Annotated in this window: 25 protein-coding genes; 12 read left to right on the top strand and 13 right to left on the bottom strand. The window is 39.2% G+C overall.

Features of this window, described 5'->3' with window-relative positions:
• Nucleotides 1-7: 7 nt before the first annotated feature.
• Nucleotides 8-1,912, bottom strand: a complete 1,905-nt coding sequence (locus N824_RS23720; RefSeq protein ID WP_161662354.1) for a P-loop NTPase fold protein — start codon at nt 1,910-1,912, stop codon at nt 8-10.
• Between the two features lie 173 nt (nt 1,913-2,085).
• On the opposite strand from N824_RS23720, the gene N824_RS23715 reads away from it, so the two are divergent.
• The gene (locus N824_RS23715) at nt 2,086-3,525 is read left to right on the top strand and encodes a helix-turn-helix domain-containing protein (protein ID WP_048907583.1); all 1,440 of its coding nucleotides are present in this window, start codon (nt 2,086-2,088) and stop codon (nt 3,523-3,525) included.
• Nucleotides 3,526-3,584: 59 nt separating this feature from the next.
• A complete protein-coding gene (locus tag N824_RS23710) occupies nt 3,585-4,628 on the top strand; it encodes a hypothetical protein (RefSeq protein WP_048907582.1) in 1,044 nt (347 codons plus the stop codon).
• A 9-nt stretch (nt 4,629-4,637) separates the two neighbouring features.
• Here the strand turns inward: N824_RS23710 and N824_RS23705 are convergent, their stop codons facing one another.
• The 5 genes from N824_RS23705 to N824_RS28760 all read right to left on the bottom strand — a co-directional run bounded on the left by N824_RS23705 (nt 4,638) and on the right by N824_RS28760 (nt 7,969).
• The gene (locus tag N824_RS23705; protein ID WP_048907581.1) at nt 4,638-4,907 is read right to left on the bottom strand and encodes a hypothetical protein; all 270 of its coding nucleotides are present in this window, start codon (nt 4,905-4,907) and stop codon (nt 4,638-4,640) included.
• 309 nt (nt 4,908-5,216) lie between these two features.
• Nucleotides 5,217-6,248, bottom strand: coding sequence for a DUF932 domain-containing protein (locus tag N824_RS23700; RefSeq protein ID WP_048907580.1), 1,032 nt, complete (start codon nt 6,246-6,248; stop codon nt 5,217-5,219).
• A gap of 4 nt (nt 6,249-6,252) precedes the next feature.
• Entirely contained in the window at nt 6,253-6,552 is a 300-nt protein-coding gene (locus tag N824_RS23695; protein ID WP_048907579.1) for a hypothetical protein, read from the bottom strand.
• A gap of 57 nt (nt 6,553-6,609) precedes the next feature.
• The gene (locus tag N824_RS23690) at nt 6,610-7,176 is read right to left on the bottom strand and encodes a hypothetical protein (protein ID WP_048907578.1); all 567 of its coding nucleotides are present in this window, start codon (nt 7,174-7,176) and stop codon (nt 6,610-6,612) included.
• A 304-nt stretch (nt 7,177-7,480) separates the two neighbouring features.
• A complete protein-coding gene (locus N824_RS28760; RefSeq protein ID WP_052334255.1) occupies nt 7,481-7,969 on the bottom strand; it encodes a UPF0758 domain-containing protein in 489 nt (162 codons plus the stop codon).
• Between the two features lie 334 nt (nt 7,970-8,303).
• Between N824_RS28760 and N824_RS23680 the strand changes: the two genes are divergently transcribed.
• Nucleotides 8,304-8,711 (top strand): hypothetical protein, encoded by a 408-nt coding sequence (locus tag N824_RS23680; protein WP_048907577.1) that lies wholly within the window; start codon nt 8,304-8,306, stop codon nt 8,709-8,711.
• Nucleotides 8,712-8,722: 11 nt separating this feature from the next.
• Here N824_RS23680 and N824_RS23675 read toward each other — a convergent pair whose 3' ends face one another.
• From N824_RS23675 to N824_RS23650, 6 genes are all read right to left on the bottom strand, one after another.
• Nucleotides 8,723-9,352, bottom strand: coding sequence for a hypothetical protein (locus N824_RS23675; RefSeq protein WP_152542449.1), 630 nt, complete (start codon nt 9,350-9,352; stop codon nt 8,723-8,725).
• 41 nt (nt 9,353-9,393) lie between these two features.
• A complete protein-coding gene (locus N824_RS23670; RefSeq protein WP_048907575.1) occupies nt 9,394-10,350 on the bottom strand; it encodes an SH3 domain-containing protein in 957 nt (318 codons plus the stop codon).
• A 37-nt stretch (nt 10,351-10,387) separates the two neighbouring features.
• Nucleotides 10,388-10,993 carry a hypothetical protein gene (locus tag N824_RS23665; protein WP_048907574.1) on the bottom strand — a complete coding sequence of 202 codons (606 nt, stop codon included), beginning with the start codon at nt 10,991-10,993 and terminating at the stop codon, nt 10,388-10,390.
• A 61-nt stretch (nt 10,994-11,054) separates the two neighbouring features.
• Nucleotides 11,055-11,654 (bottom strand): hypothetical protein, encoded by a 600-nt coding sequence (locus N824_RS23660; protein ID WP_048907573.1) that lies wholly within the window; start codon nt 11,652-11,654, stop codon nt 11,055-11,057.
• A 95-nt stretch (nt 11,655-11,749) separates the two neighbouring features.
• Complete coding sequence (locus N824_RS23655) at nt 11,750-12,535, bottom strand: hypothetical protein (protein ID WP_084498444.1); 786 nt, start codon at nt 12,533-12,535, stop codon at nt 11,750-11,752.
• 272 nt (nt 12,536-12,807) lie between these two features.
• A complete protein-coding gene (locus N824_RS23650; protein ID WP_048907571.1) occupies nt 12,808-14,193 on the bottom strand; it encodes a serine hydrolase in 1,386 nt (461 codons plus the stop codon).
• A 189-nt stretch (nt 14,194-14,382) separates the two neighbouring features.
• Here N824_RS23650 and N824_RS23645 point away from each other — a divergent pair, with 189 nt between their 5' ends.
• The 8 genes from N824_RS23645 to N824_RS23610 are packed head-to-tail and all read left to right on the top strand — an operon-like array spanning nt 14,383 to nt 19,420.
• A complete protein-coding gene (locus N824_RS23645) occupies nt 14,383-14,853 on the top strand; it encodes a LexA family transcriptional regulator (protein WP_048907570.1) in 471 nt (156 codons plus the stop codon).
• Nucleotides 14,816-16,090, top strand: a complete 1,275-nt coding sequence (locus N824_RS23640) for a Y-family DNA polymerase (protein ID WP_084498430.1) — start codon at nt 14,816-14,818, stop codon at nt 16,088-16,090. The genes N824_RS23645 and N824_RS23640 overlap by 38 nt, the downstream gene beginning before the upstream one ends.
• Nucleotide 16,091: 1 nt before the next feature.
• Nucleotides 16,092-16,466 (top strand): hypothetical protein, encoded by a 375-nt coding sequence (locus N824_RS23635; RefSeq protein ID WP_048907568.1) that lies wholly within the window; start codon nt 16,092-16,094, stop codon nt 16,464-16,466.
• Nucleotides 16,463-16,789, top strand: a complete 327-nt coding sequence (locus N824_RS23630; protein WP_048907567.1) for a hypothetical protein — start codon at nt 16,463-16,465, stop codon at nt 16,787-16,789. The genes N824_RS23635 and N824_RS23630 overlap by 4 nt, the downstream gene beginning before the upstream one ends.
• Complete coding sequence (locus N824_RS23625) at nt 16,779-17,510, top strand: DUF3606 domain-containing protein (RefSeq protein WP_048907566.1); 732 nt, start codon at nt 16,779-16,781, stop codon at nt 17,508-17,510. Before N824_RS23630 ends, N824_RS23625 begins: the two co-directional genes overlap by 11 nt.
• A 3-nt stretch (nt 17,511-17,513) precedes the next feature.
• Nucleotides 17,514-18,293 (top strand): DNA-formamidopyrimidine glycosylase family protein, encoded by a 780-nt coding sequence (locus N824_RS23620; protein ID WP_048907565.1) that lies wholly within the window; start codon nt 17,514-17,516, stop codon nt 18,291-18,293.
• A gap of 14 nt (nt 18,294-18,307) precedes the next feature.
• Entirely contained in the window at nt 18,308-18,580 is a 273-nt protein-coding gene (locus N824_RS23615) for a hypothetical protein (RefSeq protein ID WP_048907564.1), read from the top strand.
• A 51-nt stretch (nt 18,581-18,631) separates the two neighbouring features.
• Entirely contained in the window at nt 18,632-19,420 is a 789-nt protein-coding gene (locus N824_RS23610; RefSeq protein WP_048907563.1) for an SOS response-associated peptidase, read from the top strand.
• Here the strand turns inward: N824_RS23610 and N824_RS23605 are convergent.
• The gene (locus N824_RS23605; protein WP_048907562.1) at nt 19,417-19,662 is read right to left on the bottom strand and encodes a hypothetical protein; all 246 of its coding nucleotides are present in this window, start codon (nt 19,660-19,662) and stop codon (nt 19,417-19,419) included. The two genes, N824_RS23610 and N824_RS23605, sit on opposite strands and share 4 nt — an antisense overlap.
• Nucleotides 19,663-19,782: 120 nt before the next feature.
• Here N824_RS23605 and N824_RS23600 point away from each other — a divergent pair, with 120 nt between their 5' ends.
• Complete coding sequence (locus N824_RS23600) at nt 19,783-19,992, top strand: hypothetical protein (protein ID WP_048907561.1); 210 nt, start codon at nt 19,783-19,785, stop codon at nt 19,990-19,992.
• The last annotated feature ends 30 nt before the right edge of the window (nt 19,993-20,022 follow it).

Below are 20,022 nucleotides of genomic sequence, written 5' to 3'. Positions count from 1 at the left end.
TTAAGAATTACATTTCTGGGTTATAAGGTCTAATCTCGTCGATGCTTTCGGATACTGCTTTTAAAAGATCGGCAGTAAGTAATCCGCTAATATTCTTGCTTGGATGTCTTGATAATTTCTTCTGAATTACATCACGCAATCCTTTTACAAATACAAAATCCTTGACGGAATTATTGCCTTTTCTAGGGTCATATATGAATCTGAACAAAAGAAGCATTTTCGATTTTTTTGCATTGTCAGCCTGGCAAAATACTGAAAAGAATTTTCGAAAACTGACATCTTTAAAGCTGGCAATTCCAAATGGTTTATTGATTTTAGCTATCAACTCATCGTGGATCAAATGATAGTTACTTGAAAGCTCTTTTTCAATTCTCTTTGCAATATTTTTTTCATCACGCAAATGTGATCGGTTATTAATATAAATGATAACCTCCTTTAATTTTGTGTTAAACTTATAGAATTCGGAGTCTTTTGATATATTTAGATGTTGATCGATCAATGAGTTATAGACATGAGAACTACGTTTCTTTTTGATCTGAATTAGTAATTGCCTACAGAATTTTTCTTCATTTATCCTTAGCGGATTCCCATGCCTTAAAACTAAGTAGAAGATGGTAATATAGTCATGAAGCTGATAGGCACCCTCCAAAGCAAACCTTCTTATCTTCCTTGTTGATTCAAGGTATTCTTGGTCTGATAATTCAAAATAATTTACGCCAGAAAGTTTTCTAGTGATCTTGTAAGCTTCATGGATATTCTCATTGACTACGTGATATTCATGTTTTAGTTCAATTAGAAATTTATCCTTGTCAAAGAAATCACCCCCTGTTAGATAGCTATAAATGGAATCATAAAAATTAAAATCTTCATTGGGATAATATGCGTCAGCAATCTGTATTAAGCGTGTCGATTTAGAATCAGGGTTATTACGTTCTATATGAACATATCTTTTAACCATGATGGATCCAGGCTCTTCAAAACCTTTACGATCAAAAAAAGTGAAAAAACCTTTTTTGTACTCATTGATCACAAATAAGCTGAATTTTAATAGATTGGACAATAGCTCTTCCTTCAGGTCCTTCAAGTCTTTGATTTTCAAACCAGTGTTTAAAAATTGATATACCTGGCTAAACCGTGCAATAAAATGTGTTAGTGTACGATAATTTACTTTGCCTACCTCATAATTTTTATCGATGGAAAGAAACCGATGAATTATCTGTTGGTTGTCCTTCAAGAAACTCTTGTAATTAGCAGGTTGTTCAAGCCCTTCAAGAATGTTTAGAAACGCATCATTGAAGTCTTGGTTGAAATGAATGGTGTCACCGATAGTTTTTTCCTTGACTTCTAAATATTTTTGATCTTCAAGGATCCCTTCGTTCGCTACGATAATAACCTTGATATTATTGTTCTCCACCATGGAGTTAATATATCCAAGGATTTCGCTGTTGGTCAACAACTCAGGGCTAGCCCTTTCCAGATCATCAAAACAAATTAATAACTTATCTAATTCTAGATAATCTTTCTGCTGCTCTTGAAGTGCTTTTTTACCTTCGCTCACCTCGTCAATCAATGACGCAAATATGCCATGACCGAACAGTTTGGTAACATCAGCTGATTTTACCACAGTTTTTAAGATCGTCTTGGTTGTTTTTAGGTATTTATTCTTAAGAATGGGGTATAATTCGGTGATGATACGGTCTTTAATCTCATCAATTGACTTAATACCAAAAAGTGATACTAGCACCGGCTGATATCCAGTATCATCAATACAGTTGAAAAAATGATTTTTAAGATAATAAGTCTTACCTGCACCCCAACCCGCGGTTAGCAATAATGCATAATTTGTCTGTTGTATGAGGTAATCTTTTAACAGGATATCTAGCTTGTTCAACGGTGTTTTAATCTCCTCCAATTTACTATATTTAGCGTTAAGCGAATATACCAAGAAATATAAAGCTTGTTTTCAGAATTGTTCGAATATGTTTATTCTTCTTGTCCAATGGGCTTATGTTAGATCAATTTCAAGAACTTGGGGCAATTCTTTTATATTTAACAAAACTCTCTAATAGACTAAATCCCACTTAAATGACTTTTTACACTCCCTTTGATAAAGAATTAGAACAACTTGACGAAGTTGAACTCCACAAGTTGATAGACAATTCTATTAGTGAGGGATGGTACATAGAGTATAAAGCAGATCTACCGAAAAGATCCGGTAAAATAGAGGGAACAAAAATAGTTAAGTCAGTATCCGCTTTTGCAAATACACGTGGTGGATGGTTGTTTTATGGTATTGAGGCCAATGACAAGAACATTGCAACCAACTTATGTGGTATTAGTTTAGACGATTATAAGAATATTTCTGATCAGGTTTCTCAAATCATTGCCAGTAATCTTGCTCCAAAACCATTATATCATTTTAAAATCGTCCCTCTGAGTAATGAGAAGGCAGTATTTGTCATTAAAATTGAACCAGGACCAATTCCGCCCTATATTACTAGCCAGGGAGTGATATATCAAAGAGAAAACAATGAGAGTAATCCCATTAAGGATCGCTATATTATTGAAAAACTTTCAGAAAAGTCAAATGAATATTACGAATCTATCGAAAGATTCTGTCACATGGATTATGGAGAAACGCAAGGGCAATCGGACTCTCAAATTCCGTATCTAGAGCTTTATCTTTTTCCACTTCCCTACAATGAATTTAAGTTTGAAAAGTTCTTTTCTACAGATTTTTTCAAGCTGGTTGCTGGAAGATTCTATCAAAATGTAGATTGCGTGTTTAAAGATGTCGATGATAACGCAATAAACATACCTCTTAATCTTGGCTTTAATAGTATTTATAGTTCACAAGATTCATTGATTATAAGACCCCTAAATGACGATAATATTATTTATAAAACAACAACTGTTGAACTCTGTAGAAATGGGGGACTTAAATTTTTGTTTAGATTACCAGAGTTTAATTTAAGGAATGTTCCAGCATATTATGCTAATTCCAACTTGATTAATTATTTGCAAGATAAATATAGCCCCTATGAAACGGTAGACGAATTTGTACCGTCACTGATTTCACGTACAATTAAACCCAAAACGGTTACTAGACGGAAAGATACTGATTTCTTAAACCATATTTCCATCATTGATGGTGCAGAATTGATTTATGTGCTGCTGATCATCGTTTCGAAGTATAGAGCTATATTAGAGGACTGCGAAGTAAATGTTGGCAATGAGATTGGATTTCGAGCTAGAGTGACAAACACCTGGAGAAAATTCTTGTTTTTTGATGATGACGATTTTTTAGAGAAAATAAAGCTATTCAATATACCACTTGCACCAAAAAAATATGTTGAAGTTCCTCGATTCATCAAGGGAAACTTTTATACTATAAATGTGAATGATCAGCTTTCTTTTTTTACAATTGCAAGAATTGTCATGGACGCAATAGGGCTGCCAGATTCATCTGATATTAAATTTCATGACATTATTGTTAATGGAACCAAAAGGTATAATAAAGCCTGATTCTTGTTAAATTGACCGATGGTTCAGAAGTGGTTTTAGTGTTTTAATTTTAGCAAATTATGATTGAGAAAGTAATTGTTCAGAATTTAAAAGAATCCAGCATGATAAGTGCCACGGAATTGATTAACACTTATGTTGATCAGGAAGAAGGTATATTAAATGGAATCGGTAGAATCCAGGGGATTAAATCAGAATTTTACTGCGACCATATCAGCAAGGCTTTAGAGACATCTAAATTTCTAAGTATTTATTCTGATTTTACATCATTGTTTATGTTGCCAAATAGAACTGATGAACATTTAATCCACTATTATCCTCCAGAAGACCATCGCTTCATTAAAAGAAATATTACATTCCCTCCCGGCATATTAAATGGACATGTTCCTAAGCCACATGATTTGTTACCGGCGTACACTACGCATACAGACAACGCAACAAGAAACCTGATTACGGAGCTCAGTCCATTTATAGATAGTGGGAAGCTTTTGATCAGACCAATCCGGACAATCATGTTATATAATGCCCCAATAACCAAACGGGACGCAATTATATATTATGCCAATTCCGATACACCTACGACAGATTGGAAAATAAAAGAGATGAATGAAAAGGATAGTTTTGTGATTGACAATGGTCTTCAGCATTATCAATCGAAAGTACTGTATGAGATAACCCTACCTTTCATTGATAATATATCAGCAGAGAATCTGAGTAAGATTTTAAAAGACGAAACAGATTTACTAGGAAATTTTAGGGTCACTTTAAAGAATTTAATGAATTCAACTATTGATCCCAAAACAGTAAATACGAACGAAATATATAACGATAAGCTACGGCCGGAGTTAGAATCTATAAACCGAAAATTCAAATCTATTAAAGATATACATAAATTAGGGACAGGCGCGACACTGGCCGCAATTACAATTAGTTTAGTGGCTATTAACGCAAATTTAAGTGCAAACTTCCAGTCGTTATTCAATACTTTTGCAGGTACTGGTACTTTAGGCTTTATGGCATCTGAGATTAGATATCAGACAGAAGAAAGTAAACTAAAAGATAATCCATACTTCTTACTTTGGAAAATCAGCCGTGCAAACAAATAAGGATTAAAATTAACTACATCTGTTTTTTGTCAATAGTTTCTCCAGGTCTTTTTCTCTGGCCGCAAGCGCCTCGAATTCTTTTTTAAACATTTTCTTTGCACGCAAACGATCCTTTTCCCGCTGTTGTGCCAAAGTTCTAAGGGCTTCATCGCGTAAAATTTGTTTATCGGTAAGTTTCCTTGGCTTTTTCTGAGGTATCTGATGTGACATTTCTTGTTTAACTATCGCAAGCTCTTTTTCGATGCGGTAGATGGCTTCCATGATTAACTGTATATTCATACACCTATTATTATATAATGGTCTAATATAAGTTAACCTGCGAAGATAAGAAGACTTAACAAGGCGGCTTTATATTTCTTGACCCCTATCAGGTAACGAACATTGAAATCTTTATCAATCTTAAAAAGCGCTTAACGCCCGTAGGGCCGCCCACTAATTTTGAGTTCTTGTTTAAACTGAAAACAGCAGGTTGCCCTTAGGATGAACTACAAATAAATCAAAGTAACCATCCGTTTAAAACACTTTTAGTTTATCGTTACATAATGTAAAAAGCACAGTGGAGATTAGCCCCGCCCTGTGAAAATTCTGTTAATTCAACGCACTAGCGCCAGTTTTGGTAAAGCCCATACACAAATTAAAAGCAGTCTGTGTACGGGTCAATGCTGTTCCCGACATTATCGATTTGAATTTACTTTCTTCGTCTTTGTAGTTTCTCACGTTCTGAAAATATCCGGTTACCGCATTGAACGCACCAAAAACAGTTCCCCGTGTAGTGTCCATTTGCTGTGTCGGGCTTGCCATGGCATACTCGTACACCTGGTCTACGATGTTGTTAAACTGTTTCGACAATTCATCATCCTGAAAATTGTGCAGTTTTTCCAGGACCTCACGATTAGGGACCATGGCCAGTTGAATAAGTCGTTTGAGCTCGGGGTCACTGATGCACACATGTGACCACCTGTTATAAATAGCCTCCATTTCTATGGAAAGGCTGTTTGAAAGACCCAGCATCCTTTGTGCCTGTTTCAGTTTTTCCGCTGCACTGGCCGTATGACGAATCTTAATACAATTTGAGCTATGTTTTAAAGCGGCATTCAAAGTGTTGGTACAAACAATTCTTAGAGGTGTAAAAGCAATGTTGATGCTTCCCGTACCATCGTGTGAAGAAGTCAGAAACAAATATTGTTCAATTAAATCCTCACGGCCAACACGGATATATTCAGGTAGTTTTGCCGTAATGAAGATAATTTCACCCTTACCCAACGCACCGGCTGTTTCATATTTAATGCCATCTGTACCGCCCACAATGCTGTCAAAAAACGCGAAGGCCTCGGTGTTTTGCACCACCTCATAATCACTCCCGATCTTATCCCCTAAAATCGCCTCCGTATCGGTGCGGAAAGTAAAGAAACTGTTATCAGATATAATGTTCATCCTACTTGGCAGCGGGTGGATGTTTGGACGTTTGAGTACCTCAAAATCTAAGCCCGCATATTTCAGAGCTTCGCCACTGGTCGGGTAGTGTTCAATGACCTGACCTAAATTGTGCCATGCTTTTTCCTTTACACTGAAAAAACTATGCTGATTGGTATTGCTGTTGTAATTGATTTGATGTGACATGATCTTAATTTTTAATGGGTAATACAGATAAGAGAATTGCTATCTCCAATACCCGCACATTAGGGGTGTCGCTGATTTTAATCTCGGATTGCTTTTCTAATTCTCTCACGCAATCCAGCAGATTTAATTCGCTTTCTACTTCTACGCGAACCGTTAAATACAAGTGTGTTTTCATTCGACGTTTATAAAGATTTGAGAATTCAGCCAGTTGGCGGTAATAGGCTTCGGGGTTTTCATCAACAAAGCAACTGGCATACCCACCATAAAAAAGCCCATCTAAGAATTCAATAAATGTGGTTTCCATACTTAAAATTTAATTGAATAGTAGCGCCCGCTACCAAGGCAGGGGCGCAATACTGATTTAAGCAGGAATTACAATTTCAGCCTCAACTTCTGCAAGACGTTCGGCAAATCTGCCCGTCATAAAGGTGACCGTGCCCGCAATCACCGACGCACTTGAGGTATAGAAATCGTGGCCTTTACCATCTCTGATGATCAACTCACAACCTTTAAAACTGGTATCGTCTTTTTTGGCCATATCATCATCATTTTGAGAAAGTACAAAAGCCTTTAAGCTATCTATATACCCATTATAAGTACTCCTAAGCGCTGTTTTTTCCGCAAGCTGGTTGATCAGCAACAAAGTTTGTTCTAAATTCAATACGGGTTTAACTACAGGTGTTTGCATGTCAATGCCCTGATTTGTCCCATTAGTCAAACCTTTTTGCTGTTGAACCGCTCCGCTAGATTCGCCTAGCTTATTTACATTTACAAAGCCCCCGTGTTCCGTTTGAGGTTTAGCTTCTGCACTGGATTCTTTTACCGATTCCTTGTTAACCGGATTGCCAGCAACAAATTGAGGTGCTTTTTTGTCTGCTACGGCATGAACTACTTTAGCCTGTCCGTTTTCTTTTACTTTTGTTTCCATTGTCTATGGGTTTTAAGATTTGCAACCTGCTTACTACCTTTCGGCAGGAGCCATTCTCTGGCTTTTTGATATGACCCTCACCTGATAGCAGGGAAGACAGACAAGGCTTTTGGCAAAAAAATACAACCCNAAGCKMAGMKCRGGTGTGGAGATTTTTTTGCCAAAACAAGCGGAGTGAAACGGAGCCGCCTTGACTGGCGAACCTGCGGATCAGAAATTTGCCCATCAAACAGCCCTAAACTCACAATCCATCTTAAAAAAGACTTAAACAACGGTTAAAACACAAGCGCCTGATTACCAAAGATCAATTGGGACGTTCAGCATTACCTCGCAAGCGATTGCCGGTAAATTTGCGCATGAGATAGATCACTTGCGGCTTCGGTGCAGGAACAGATAAGCGCCCGGCCAGTTCCAGCCCAGCCATGACCGAAGCAGATTTGGCCATGCCCATGCCGCGAAAACGGCACAGCTCAGCCATACTCATTTTCCGTAACCGGGATAAATCGCGGTTTACACTTATAAGAATGCGTTCGGCAAGTGCCAGTGCAGATTCGCTGGGCGTACCCGAACCGATCAGGATCGCCAGTAGTTCGGTATCAGATAACGCACCTGGCCCTGATGCAGCCAGCCTTTCACGTGGACGGTCTTCGGGTGCTAATGCTTTAATTCCGGCGGCCACCTTAGCTTCTGCCTGGATCTCTTTTATTCCCAGATAACTGCGGTTACCCCAGGCTGCACTCTGGAACAAAGAAGAGAAAGCCTGAATGAAACATGACAGGTCGTTTTCAAACACAATTACCTGCCAGCGTTTATAGCTACCATCTTCTTGTAGTTCACTTCTGGTGATCTGAATATAATTACTGTTGTTCTCCGCTCTTTTAAAGTCCAGGAAATAATGACGTTTGTAGGAGGAAAWSSAKTSMRASKSTAWWWTYTSCKKRWWCWTMTARCNTKAWNTWTTTSAWRWNAAGSARWAKTCNAGTKMNACWTKANAANWAYWMWRGYAKMWRRAATGRWNCNTTATNNCTGRTRNGAWYTCAGNAMTNTYGGTTKNNCTYCAYNCCGGTAACGGTTTCCAAAAACATTTATCGGATAAAAAATGTTAGTAACGAAAAACCAAACATCTTATGACTTCAACATCAGAACAACAACAAGAGAAACCAACCTGCAATTATTGTGGCAAAAAGCTTTATGGAAGGGAGGGAAAAAAATATTGTAACGTAGATTGCAAGAACAATTACAATAGCAGGATTCGGTCCGAACTCCGCTCAAAGGAGAATGAGTTTCTTCCTGATGCATTTAGTAAGATCAGGGTAAATTACCGGATATTGAATAATTACAAAGATCAGTTTGAAAAATCAAATCTGATATATGTAGAAAAAGAAGATATACTAAAATTAGGTTTCAATACCCAATATTGTATCAAAGCCTATATCGATGATAAAAAGATACTTTGGAAAAACTGCCATGATTATTCCTGGTCAGAGTACGAGGGCAGCATTGCGATCAGATATGGCATGTATTATTGGATGTAGTTGAAGGATAATTAGTCAAAAAAATCTTCTGGAATTTCATGTTCATAAAGAAAAGAAGCAATATTATCCAGAACAACACTTATTTCCTCAAAACGCACTACAAAATTTTCCAGGTCAACCTCAGTATTACCGAACTTTTCTACATAGAAATGGTTTTCATAGCTGGTATTAAAGGGGTATCTTGAAAAATCCATATTGTCCTTTTTATCCGTTCCTTTAGTTTTTTCAAAAAGCTCTTCCAGGTAATTCAACAATCCAGCTGTAGCTTCATTGAAATCTTTGAGCGTTAAATTTCCACCATAAGATTTGATTTTACTCCTCACTGACCTGTAAAGTTGCAAAAGATTATGACCACGATCAATTCGGGCATCTGATTTCATAATAACATTCAGTGACCACATGATTGCTTTTAGATAAATCTCTATGCCATGATTGGCATTCATCAGTATTGGAAAAATGACAATATCAGCGCTTTTATCATTATTGTTGATCAAACACAACCTCGCCAATCGAATTGCAGCCGTCAGGTATCCCTCCGCGATATTCGTAAGGTTTTGTATATGTCTATCTTTAGAGATCCTCCAATTTAAAAAAGCGATCCTATCAATATCTTCATTTCGCGAAAAAATTGGTTTCATCATATTTTGACTATTAAATCCCGAGTTATCTAAGTTCTTGACCCTTACGGTTTGTTCAAATATTTTTTCATAACCCACCCGGTTAACGAAAGATTATCCTTGGGATCTATATAACTGATATAAACCCATCTACCTTGAATTTGCAGCACAATTACCTCTGCATCGTTAGGAAGGACTGCGAGTACCTGACTTTTAGACTTAGGCTTCAAATACATTCGGCAAGAGCGATTAATGATACGGTATTCTTTTTCCGACTTCAGCTTTTCCTGTATAGCCAGGAAAAGTTTAGTTTCAAATTTACCCAGATCTTCTTTTGTGGCAAGCTCCGGCCTCGATTTTAAGAAATCATAATACTGGTGAAAAGAAGCAATCCTGAGTACCATATCCACAAAAAGTATAGAATAAATCCCAACCTTTTTATGTTTTTTAACAATCGAATAAACAAAGGTAAGCAGTTCCTGAAATGAGCTGTTTTCTTCTGCTGTTAATGGCAATTCAGCGTTCAAACCACTGGTAATCTCCATAGCCTGCTCACTGATCTCCTCAAAGTCATCAATCAGATCCCATCTTTGCTGTAATGTGGCTATTGCTGTAATCTGACCGCTGATGTTTTTCAGAGCTGACTGCATATTGTTCATTTGAACCGTAGCTGTTCCCATTCTGAATATTTCTGTCATAGCGTTTGATATACCAAACAAGTCCCGATGTTGTTTAGAGATCAGATCTATCGTCGCTAAAGTACTTTCAGGAATATTGATCCGGAATTGCTTTTGAATGGATTGAGACATTGCAACAATGCCACCAGGGTCATGGAAACCAAATACAGTATCGGCCAAACTCGCAGAAAGGTGATTGGTAAACAAGTTCTTGTTGGGCATCAGCCGATCCCACATATCCTGCTGTGCGTTGACGATACGCATCATAGGATTATCTAAATCCAGACGCTTGTTGATTTTTGCAGCCAAATTTATTGCTGAAGTAATCCCCGATAATTCATTCATTTTTATACCCTTATTTATATAAAGTACGATGGTTTAGTTAATAAGTCAATGGTTTTGAAAACAATTCTATTCCGTTCACTATTGATCCCACTTTCGCATCAGCAACATCAAAAAGAACAATTTTTTTCAAATTTAATCCATGTGATTCGGCGCTTCTTGAAAAGCGGGTCGCAGTACCCGATAACATTTCGTGTATCGGTGCCTTTAAAATAATTTGCAACACACCTTCATTTGTAATTACTGCGTCGGCCACAAGATTAATCCATGTTTTGATCTCGGCCAAAAAGGCTTCATTATTCATTATATCGTCCTTTGAAAGCACTGCTTCACTGTAGAACTTTTCTTCCTTAACCCACTCCCGGCTCAAAGCCAAAAGTTGTCTTCTTTGTTTGGGGATAAAGTCAGTTATGAAGTGGAAAACCCGCCTTTGCAGGCTGAATATTGCAAAACCTAGCGTTTCAAGCTTTTCAGTATTTTGACCTGAAAGTTCTGCAAGACTTATTGATCCTAAAACTTTACTGAGTATCATTTCAATGGAAACCAGGTGATCAGCAAGGTTTTGATTATACTCCAAATCTGCCAGCACATTTGCATAGATCGGAATCCATTCATCCACCAATATTGCGTAATTGTTATTTTCCATTTATCCAGAATATCGTTTGTAAAAATAGTTAGAAGTAGGTACAAGAATCCTCACTTTGAAATTAAGATTTGGGTCTAATGAATATCAGTTTATGATAATTACCCTCTTTGCCTAAGCTTGGCGCGAACTTGTAATTTCTTTTGGTATAACCGGAAGAAATACTTTCCTCTTCAATCTTTGAAAGTTTGCTGGCCCTGTTTTTTACTGCAAAAGCGTTTGTTAAATAGTCTTTGCTAAGCTCATACATTTTTGAAGTGAAAATAGTCTCATCCGTCACTTCAATTTCATGTTTTAACAATAGCCGTTCCAGGGTAGAACAATTCAGGTCTGTAAACTTTTCAATTTCCGAAAAGCTCAGACCAATCAGCTCACGAACAATAGCTCTTGCCCCTTTTAATTGCTTTTCTGAAGGCGAGTGGTAGGTGCTGACTGAACCTTTTTTAGCAGAGGTAGCAACAGGGACCTTAGGTACAGGAAGACTATCCTTGAATACTTGAAAACGTTCCTTGAAGTAAAACTGAATTTTCAATTTCCTGATATGAAACATTACTTCAATTTCGAGTTTATTAAGTTGATCAGGATTAGCTAAATGCTCAAACCGATCAATCAGCAGATCAATCTTGTCAGTAGTATTAATAGGAAGGAGATCGTTATATTTCATCGTAATAGTTCAATACCAAATTACGAATTTTTCTGCATCAAGCATATAATTAACGATGTAAATAACGACCTCCATTCAAATGCTATTTTTCACATTTAACTACGATACACATCCTGATCGTCAGTGTCAACGGCAAGTCCAATGACATGCTGAACCAAAAAGGCATCAATCAAAGAAAGCGCATAGTCACGATCGATTGGCAACATATCTGGTTTCAACAGAATATCATCAATATATTCTTCTGCATTCCACAATTGACGCACTAAGTGGGGATGTTGTGGCTCAATCCTTTGTAGCACTTGCTCAAAAACCGAGTTTGCTGTGCTAATAAACTCAATTCTTTCAGCACCGTCCAATGGTAGGGCTGTAATTTTAACTGTAGACATCTTTTTGCGGGGTTTAATTTTGTGATTTACATTTAATGGCTTCTTGTTTTTTGCAAGACGGTAATCCATACGAAAACTCTCATGGCCGTCTACTTCTGCAAATACTGTTTTGAAAATGTCCAATTTAGCACCATCATTGAATTCTACATCATTATCATGCTCGTTACGTGCAAGATAATCTTGCCATTCTTCGATATGGATTTTGTGCATATTATCAAACAGCAGTTTCGCCAGTTCTAATGCCTCAGAAGACGCTTTTAATAATTCCGTCCACTTGTCAAATCCCACCATTCTGGCAATGATGTGATGCGCATTCATCAAGGTGAAATTGTCTTGATCGATATTGAAGCTAATTAGAATTGCATCCACATCAAAAAACTTTGGCTCATATTCATAAAAATAATCGCCTGATAGAGGATCAAGATAATGTTTTTTTGTTTTGAAATCTTTGTGAAGATTTTTCGCCTGGAGTTTGAAGTACTCAATAGTTTTCATAATACATTCCTTTTGTACCAGCTTAACTATCCTGAATTTTCGCGTTCGTAATCTTGTTTGGATAATAAGCAGGTAGGTTTGCATTATTAAACTATTGGCTGATGAAATCTTTGCACGAACGGGCAAGCTTGCCAACAAGCATATGCAATTATAACCATAAAAATTCTGAATTTCAACACCTATATTCAGGATAACCTCTCCTATACTTGTTTTGTAATTTTTACATCATAGGTTATATTGGTTTGATATATACATTTCTAAGGCAGCCTATTTTATTTGAGCTTTTCAAACAGGACCTTTCTGACCCGGGGCGTGTTAAAGTGGAGTCCGGTAATTTTTCCCTTAGCGTTGCGCAGGAAGTGTACCGTTACTTTTGAATCTACGATTTGAAAGAAATCCTCGCCTGCGCCAGCGGCCAGTTTGAATTTCTGATCTTTTGCCCGATGGATTTCCAGTTGTGCTTCATTTAGTAAAACTTTTAGATTGCCATCCACTTCGTCAGAATGATAATTCCCCGTGTATAACTCAAGTTTTAGATGGTCTGCATCGGTTCCAGGTTTAGATTGAGGTAGATCAGGCCGTTCTCCTGTTAACAACAGTTTGCGCAGCTCAGAAAGCTCATCTGGTTTATCATCGTAGGAAGAAGTATTGGCTAGCCAGGCGATGGACAAATCCTGATCGGGATAAAATTCCAGTGATGCCCTATAGGCTGCTGTCGCACCATCGTGAATCCAAACCCTATGCCCAAGAAGGGTCACCAGGCGTATGCCAGCAGCATAAGGATTTGGCGACCCATTATTTAATGCTATAGTATCGAGCTGCTTTTGCAATAGTCCAGGACGCCCCAACAGATTGTGAGAATAAAATAGGTTCCACCGATTCAGGTCTTCAGCAGTCGTGAGTAGTCCGCCGTTGCCATACACTTCCTCATTGGGCATATCTATTACATACTTACCATTTACATTCGCGTAAGCCATGGCACGTCCCGGAATAATCTGTTTGCTATTTGTCCGCCAGCGGCTATGCGTCATCCCTGCGGGTTTGAAGATGTACTCCTCAGTAAACTGAGCCAAACTTTTGGCACTCAGCCTTTCGACAATGATGGCCAATAGTATATAATTGGAATTGCTGTACAAAAATTCCTCCTCAGGCGCATGGTTCAGGCTCCTTTGATGTGCCATGAGGTCCAGGATCTGTTGATTGTTGTATACCTTGCTACCCCTGGGCCAATCTGACAAAGAAAGTAAAGCCCAGCAATCTTTCAGTCCGCTGGTATGATGCACCATCTGACGCAGACTGATTTTGATGCCATAATCTGGCAATTCAGGCAGGTGTTTGTGGATGTCATCGTCCAGTGAAAGTTTTCCCTGCTGTTCCAGGAGCAAAATTGCCGCCGCGGTGAATTGCTTGGAAACAGAGCCCGCTTCGATCAGAGAGGAGGTGCTGAGTTTTGTATGCTTGTCCAGATCTGCCATTCCAAAGACCCTTGAATAGCATATTTGACCATTTTTGCTGATTGCGATCTGGCAGCCCGGATTTTCAGGAGCATATCTTTCAAATAGCTGATCGATGATGCGGACGGTGTCCTGCCAAGTCTGAGCAGTAGCGAATTTATTTATCGAGAATAGGAAGAGTAGGATAAGCGGTATTTTTTTCATCGGCTGCTATGAAAAATAAAGTTTAACGAAACTAAGATATGAAATCATGTACAAATTCGTATTAGTTTAATTTGCTAATATTTTTAGAAATGTTTCTGTGATAATAGTTAAATACTAAATTAATTAGTCTTTTATTCGTTTTTCCCAAAAATATTAGCCTAGCTTTGTAGCAACCTAAATTCAATTTTTATGAAAGAGATTACGCTGTTCAGGAGAGGGACCGCTAAAACCCTCATCCCATTGTTTTCGGATAGGATACATGCAGGGTTCGAAAGCCCGGCCGCCGATTACGAGGAGGCCAGTATTGATTTGAATGATTATGTTTCCAAGTACCCTGAGGCTACTTTTTTTGCCAAAGTGGAAGGAGATTGCATGATAGGTTCAGGGATTTATCCCGATGATATGCTGGTAGTTGACCGATCACTTAATCCCCAGACAGGTGACGTGGTGGTGGGCACATTAAATGGCGATTTCGTGCTGAGATCGTATTTTAAAAAAGGCTGCCAGGTCTTTCTGATGCCTGACAATAAACATTACCGGCCCATTGAGCTGAATGATGCCACCCAGTTTGAGATCTGGGGTGTAGTACCGCATACCATTTACAATCAAAGAAGGAGGAATAGTGCTCGCGTTAATAGATTCGAACAACTTTTACGTTAGCGCGGAAAGGGTGTTCCAGCCTGAACTTCGTGACAAGGCAGGTTGTGTATTGAGCAATAATGATGGCTGTTGTATCAGCCGCAGTAACGAGGCAAAAAATGAGCTGCACATTAAAATGGCCACCCCATATTTTATGATGCGGGAGCACCATGAACAGGGAAGATTGTGGTGGCGATCATCAAATTATACCCTCTATCAGGATATGATGCGAAGGATTACCGGTATCGTTCGAAAGACTTTCCCCGATCAGGAGATCTATTCCATTGATGAATGTTTTTGTGACCTGACTGGGCATAAGTACACAGACCTGGAAAAGGAGGCGACTGATCTTCGGGCAAAGATTCTGCAATATACGGGTGTTCCGGTTTGTATTGGTATTGCCCCGACCAGGACCTTGGCAAAGATCGCCAACAAGCTTGCTAAAAAGCGAAGCAAAAACGGAGTTTTTTTATTGGATAGTCTTGAAAAGATTGAGGACGGTTTAAAGGCAACGGAAATTGGTGATGTTTGGGGAATCGGACCGCAATATGCCGTCAAACTCATGAAGGCGGGTGTCTATACAGCCTTGGATTTTATCCGGTTACCGGAGGACTATGTGCTCAAGTTGATGACCATTCAGGGACGCAGGACTTATCGTGAACTCAAGGGAGAGCGCTGTATTCCTATGGAATACGTGCGGCCTGTCAAAGAGGGCATTACGACTGGGCGGAAATTTGGCCGTTTGGAGAAGGATCTTGCTCCGATTGAAGAGGCACTAGCCACGTATGTGGCAAATGCTGCGGTGAAGCTTCGAAGACAAAATTCTGTCTGTGCAAAAATCTTTGTTTTCCTGCATACCAGTAAGTTTTCGGTCGCATCAGAAAGGTATACCACCGAAACAACCGTGAAACTTTCGGTGGCAACAAATGATACCGCGGTGCTGATAAAAGAAGCGTTAAAAGCACTTAGGCGGATATTTATCAAAGGGTATCGCTATGAGAAAGTTGGCATCGAGCTCAAAGACCTGAAGCCACTCAGCCAGCTACAGGCTTCTGTATTTGAGGAGGTCAATCAGGAAAAGCAGGCCAAAATGCAACAGGCACTCAAGGTGATGGACAAAATGAATTTGGATTACGGGAAAGATACCATCCGATATGCAGCAATGGGCTATGAAAAGAAATGGTTCATGCGCCAGGAATTCCTATCCCGGAAATATACCACCAGAATTGAGGACATCATTATCGTAAAAGCAATTTAATATGGGCAGTTATCCAAATTCAGTCAAAATGACCCCGGAGCAGCGAAAGCAAGGCGATTTTAACCGATTGATGCCGATCATCACAGAAGCTTTGCTACAAAAAGTATGGCTCTATCATAAAAAATTTGGCTGCTGGTATACACCTGAAGAGTTCACCAAAGAATATTCCAGGCGTTTCATCAATAATTACGAGGTGGAACAGCTGCTGGCAAATGTAGTGCTTCGGGATCCACGTAGCGGAAACAATGCCTTCCAGAAAGCGATCCTCCAGAAGACCGCAGATTACCAGAAAGAGTTGGCGGACCTGACGCGTAAAGGAGAAGGCTTTTTAAACAAAGTAATTGATTATTACAGAGATAAAAACACAGGGCTATGAAAACAAGAAGAAAAACACCGGTATTTTCCGCAGTAGTGCTTCGGGTACTGGAAATCCGGTTTAAAGAGATCATGAAGGTAAACCTTGCTTCCGAAACCGTTTTTGATTTGGCGGTCAAAGGACGCGTACCCATAGAAAAATTTATTCTGGACTTCGACGCTTATATGGTACATCTGGTATCGGAGTTCGGCGAGATCGACCAGGTATACCAGTTCAATATCTATCAGGCGAAGATACTCCGAACAGAGTTGTATTATAATGACCTAAACAAGGTCAATGAATTAATTGTTAACTTGTATCCAAAGCAGCAACATGGAAACTAAAAATACAAACCTTCATACTATGGAGACCCTTGGCCACCATTTAAAGGCTAAATTTCCAGAAATCTCAGCGATCACCGCCGGGACTGATTTCACCTGGTTTATCATTAATACCAATGGGGACATTAATTCGGCACCCTTTGTCAAGGCCCTAAACAAATACCTGGAACCTTATATTGCTGAACACGGCAATCCAAAAGAGGAATATGAATTCACAGTTAAACGGGCGAACGAACTGATTGACATCCTGCACTTCAATAATCCTGAGGCAGCCCACCTGATCACCCTGGACCTGTTCGGCAAGACACAGAATTTGCGCGTTCAGGATGTAATGGGTGCAACTGGCGACTATACCCTATTTAATGAAGACTTTGAAACAATTGGCTATCTTTCTGCTGGGGTGAGTCCGCCAACAAATTCCGATGGCAGTTTGGTAAACCGAGATGACATGGATAATTTTAATGATGAAGTTTATGTAGACTTCAGTAATCAAAGCATCTGGCAAATTTCCCCTGATGAATTGAAGCCATATTTAAACGAGATACTGGGAAAGGTAATGGAAAATATCAATAGCAATGCCAACTCCCTGGAGGTGAATGTGGACGATCCTGTAGATCTCGCATTTTGGGCAGAACAATTTGAGCTGAGCGAATCGGATCTTCGTAAGGCGGTACTTGCCGCTGGAAAATCAATTGACAACATTACTACTTACCTACAAAAATAGACTATGCCCGAACTACCTGACTTAGAAGTTTTCTCCGCGAATCTGGAAAAACGATTTAAGCATAAAACGCTTGAGAAACTAGACCTAACCGTTTCCAAAAAACTTAATGTTTCTGAAAAAGAATTGAAAGATGCCCTGGAAGGACATCAGTTGCAGTCCGTGCTGCGGGAAGGGAAGACCCTACAACTACATTTCGGTGGAGGCAATGTACTGGGGCTCCATCTCATGTTACATGGGGAAATCCAGTTGATTGAAAAAGATGACGAAGTTAAATTTAAGATTATTGAATTTCATTTCAAAGGAGACAACAGTTTTGCGTTGACTGATTTTCAAAAGCAGGCTACCCCAACACTGAATCCTGAACCGAATGCGGTGCCAGATGCTTTATCAGCGGAGTTTAACATTACGTATTTAAAGGAAGTTCTCGCGAAAAAAAGTGTCCCAATCAAACAGGTGTTAATGGATCAGAAGATCGTCCGGGGAATCGGGAACACTTATGCCGATGAAATACTGTGGCACGCCAGGATATCTCCATTCGCAGTAGCAAAAGCGATTCCCGAGAAGAATGTGAAGGACCTGCATCAGGCGGTTGAGGAAGTGCTGCGCAAAGAAATTATGAACTTAACCAAGGCAATTCCTGATAGTTTCAATGCTGAAGTGCGGGATTTTTTAAAGATTCACAACCCGAAATTAACCGAGAGTCCAACCGGGCACGAAATATTGATCGAAAAAAACGGTGGAAGGAAAACATATTATACGGTTGAACAGTTAAACTTTCAATAGCAACGCAAATCGCCATGAAAACAATAGATGATGAAACCATAAATGATCTGGCAGTAAACTGGTATTTCTCAAGTCTCCAGTCTAGAAATCAGGAGGTAATGGTGCCAGATGACATCTTCAATGAGTTGATTGAAACCGGACTGGAAGTTAAGAAGCATTTAAAAGACCATAAATTTACCCAACAGCAACCGATGAATGTGGTTGTTGACGGAGATACTTATTTCGATATCTGGCTGGATGAGGATGACCAAATCCAGGCCAGTGGATTGTATGACGATGAAGAATAGTCACCTGTAAATCTTATCAGGATTTATTATCTTCGGATAAGCAGAAATAGTATGTGTGTACGTTATACCTTAACCGCCGAGGAGAAACAAGTTCTCAAAGAGAATCCCTACCAGATGACTGGGCCTTATGAACCGGATGCCAACATCGCGCCTACAGATTTTGGCTTTATTGTAACTTCTGACGAGCCCGATCTCATTCAAAGGATGCATTTTGGAATCATACCCCATGATGCTAAAACAAATAAACTGACTTACGATACCTGGAATATCCGGAGTGAGGAAGTGATGGAGAAAAGGACGTATAAACCGCTTATGGTCCATCGTAAAACCTGCCTGATCATTATGGATAGCTTCTATGAATGGCAGAAAAAAGATGGCGAAAGCCTTCCTTACCGCTTTACCGTTCCCGGAAGGAAAACATTCTGCGTTGCGGGATTATGGAGCCGCTGGATTGATCCAGCAGGCGAGTATTATGATACCTTCGGAATGATGACCTGTGTTGCCAATAATCTGGTCGGCGAGATACATGAGAAAAAAAGAATGCCGGTTATCCTTCATAAGATTGATGAAAAGAACTGGTTAAACAAAAAACTTTCTGTCGATGAACTTTTGGCACTTTGTGTGCCTTTCCCGGATAAATGGATGCACCGTTACCGCGTGAGCAAAAAAGTAAATAAGGTATCTACTAAGCTAAATCCTAACAAGGGCATTGAACTGACACTGCCTTTAGATTTCGATGAGGAAGCCATTAAGCCTATTCTGCCTAAAGAACCTACTCCAAAAAAACCAAAAGTTCCCAAAGCCCCGCCACCGCCTGATCAGCCGGATTTATTTAGTTAACTGTGTCCCATTCCATGGCCCCATTGCTCGTAATACTGAATGCTTTCGCGAATGGAATTCAACATGGGCATATCCAGTTCACAACCCTGACTTTCACAGTGGGTATGGTCTTTCTCATCCAATTGAATGTTTCCGATCGTTTCTCCTTCAACAAAAATTTCATATCGTGCATTTCCTAAGGGCAAAATATCAAAAAATCTGCCCTGATTTCCGTTTGCAACTTCTATTCTGAACTGTTCCATGTTTATCTTTTCTAATTACAATAGGTAACAATTCAGCTGTCGTTATGTTCGTGAAATAAGTATGGTGATCTATTTCCAAACCCTTTCCTATTAAGATTGTTCAGTATTTAAAAGAAAATTATGAAGTCATTTGATATACAATTATTGGAAAGCCATCTGACCATTGAGCCACAGGACAATGGCACCTACAGGGTAATGGAAGGTGAGGATAAATTGGGCGTTATCTATCCCGAACCAACGGGTGATCAGGTGATATGGACCACTCATGATGAAATGGAATTTGACTTTGTGCAGCAAATCGGAGAACTGATTGCTGAGCACAATATGTAAATTGAAATACCTAAATTGGCATAAAGCAAT

It is taken from the genome of Pedobacter sp. V48, assembly GCF_000523515.1.
Taxonomy (GTDB): Bacteria; Bacteroidota; Bacteroidia; order Sphingobacteriales; family Sphingobacteriaceae; genus Pedobacter.
The sequence above is the reverse complement of the archived record's forward strand: the minus strand, read 5'-3'. Positions and strand labels throughout refer to the sequence as shown.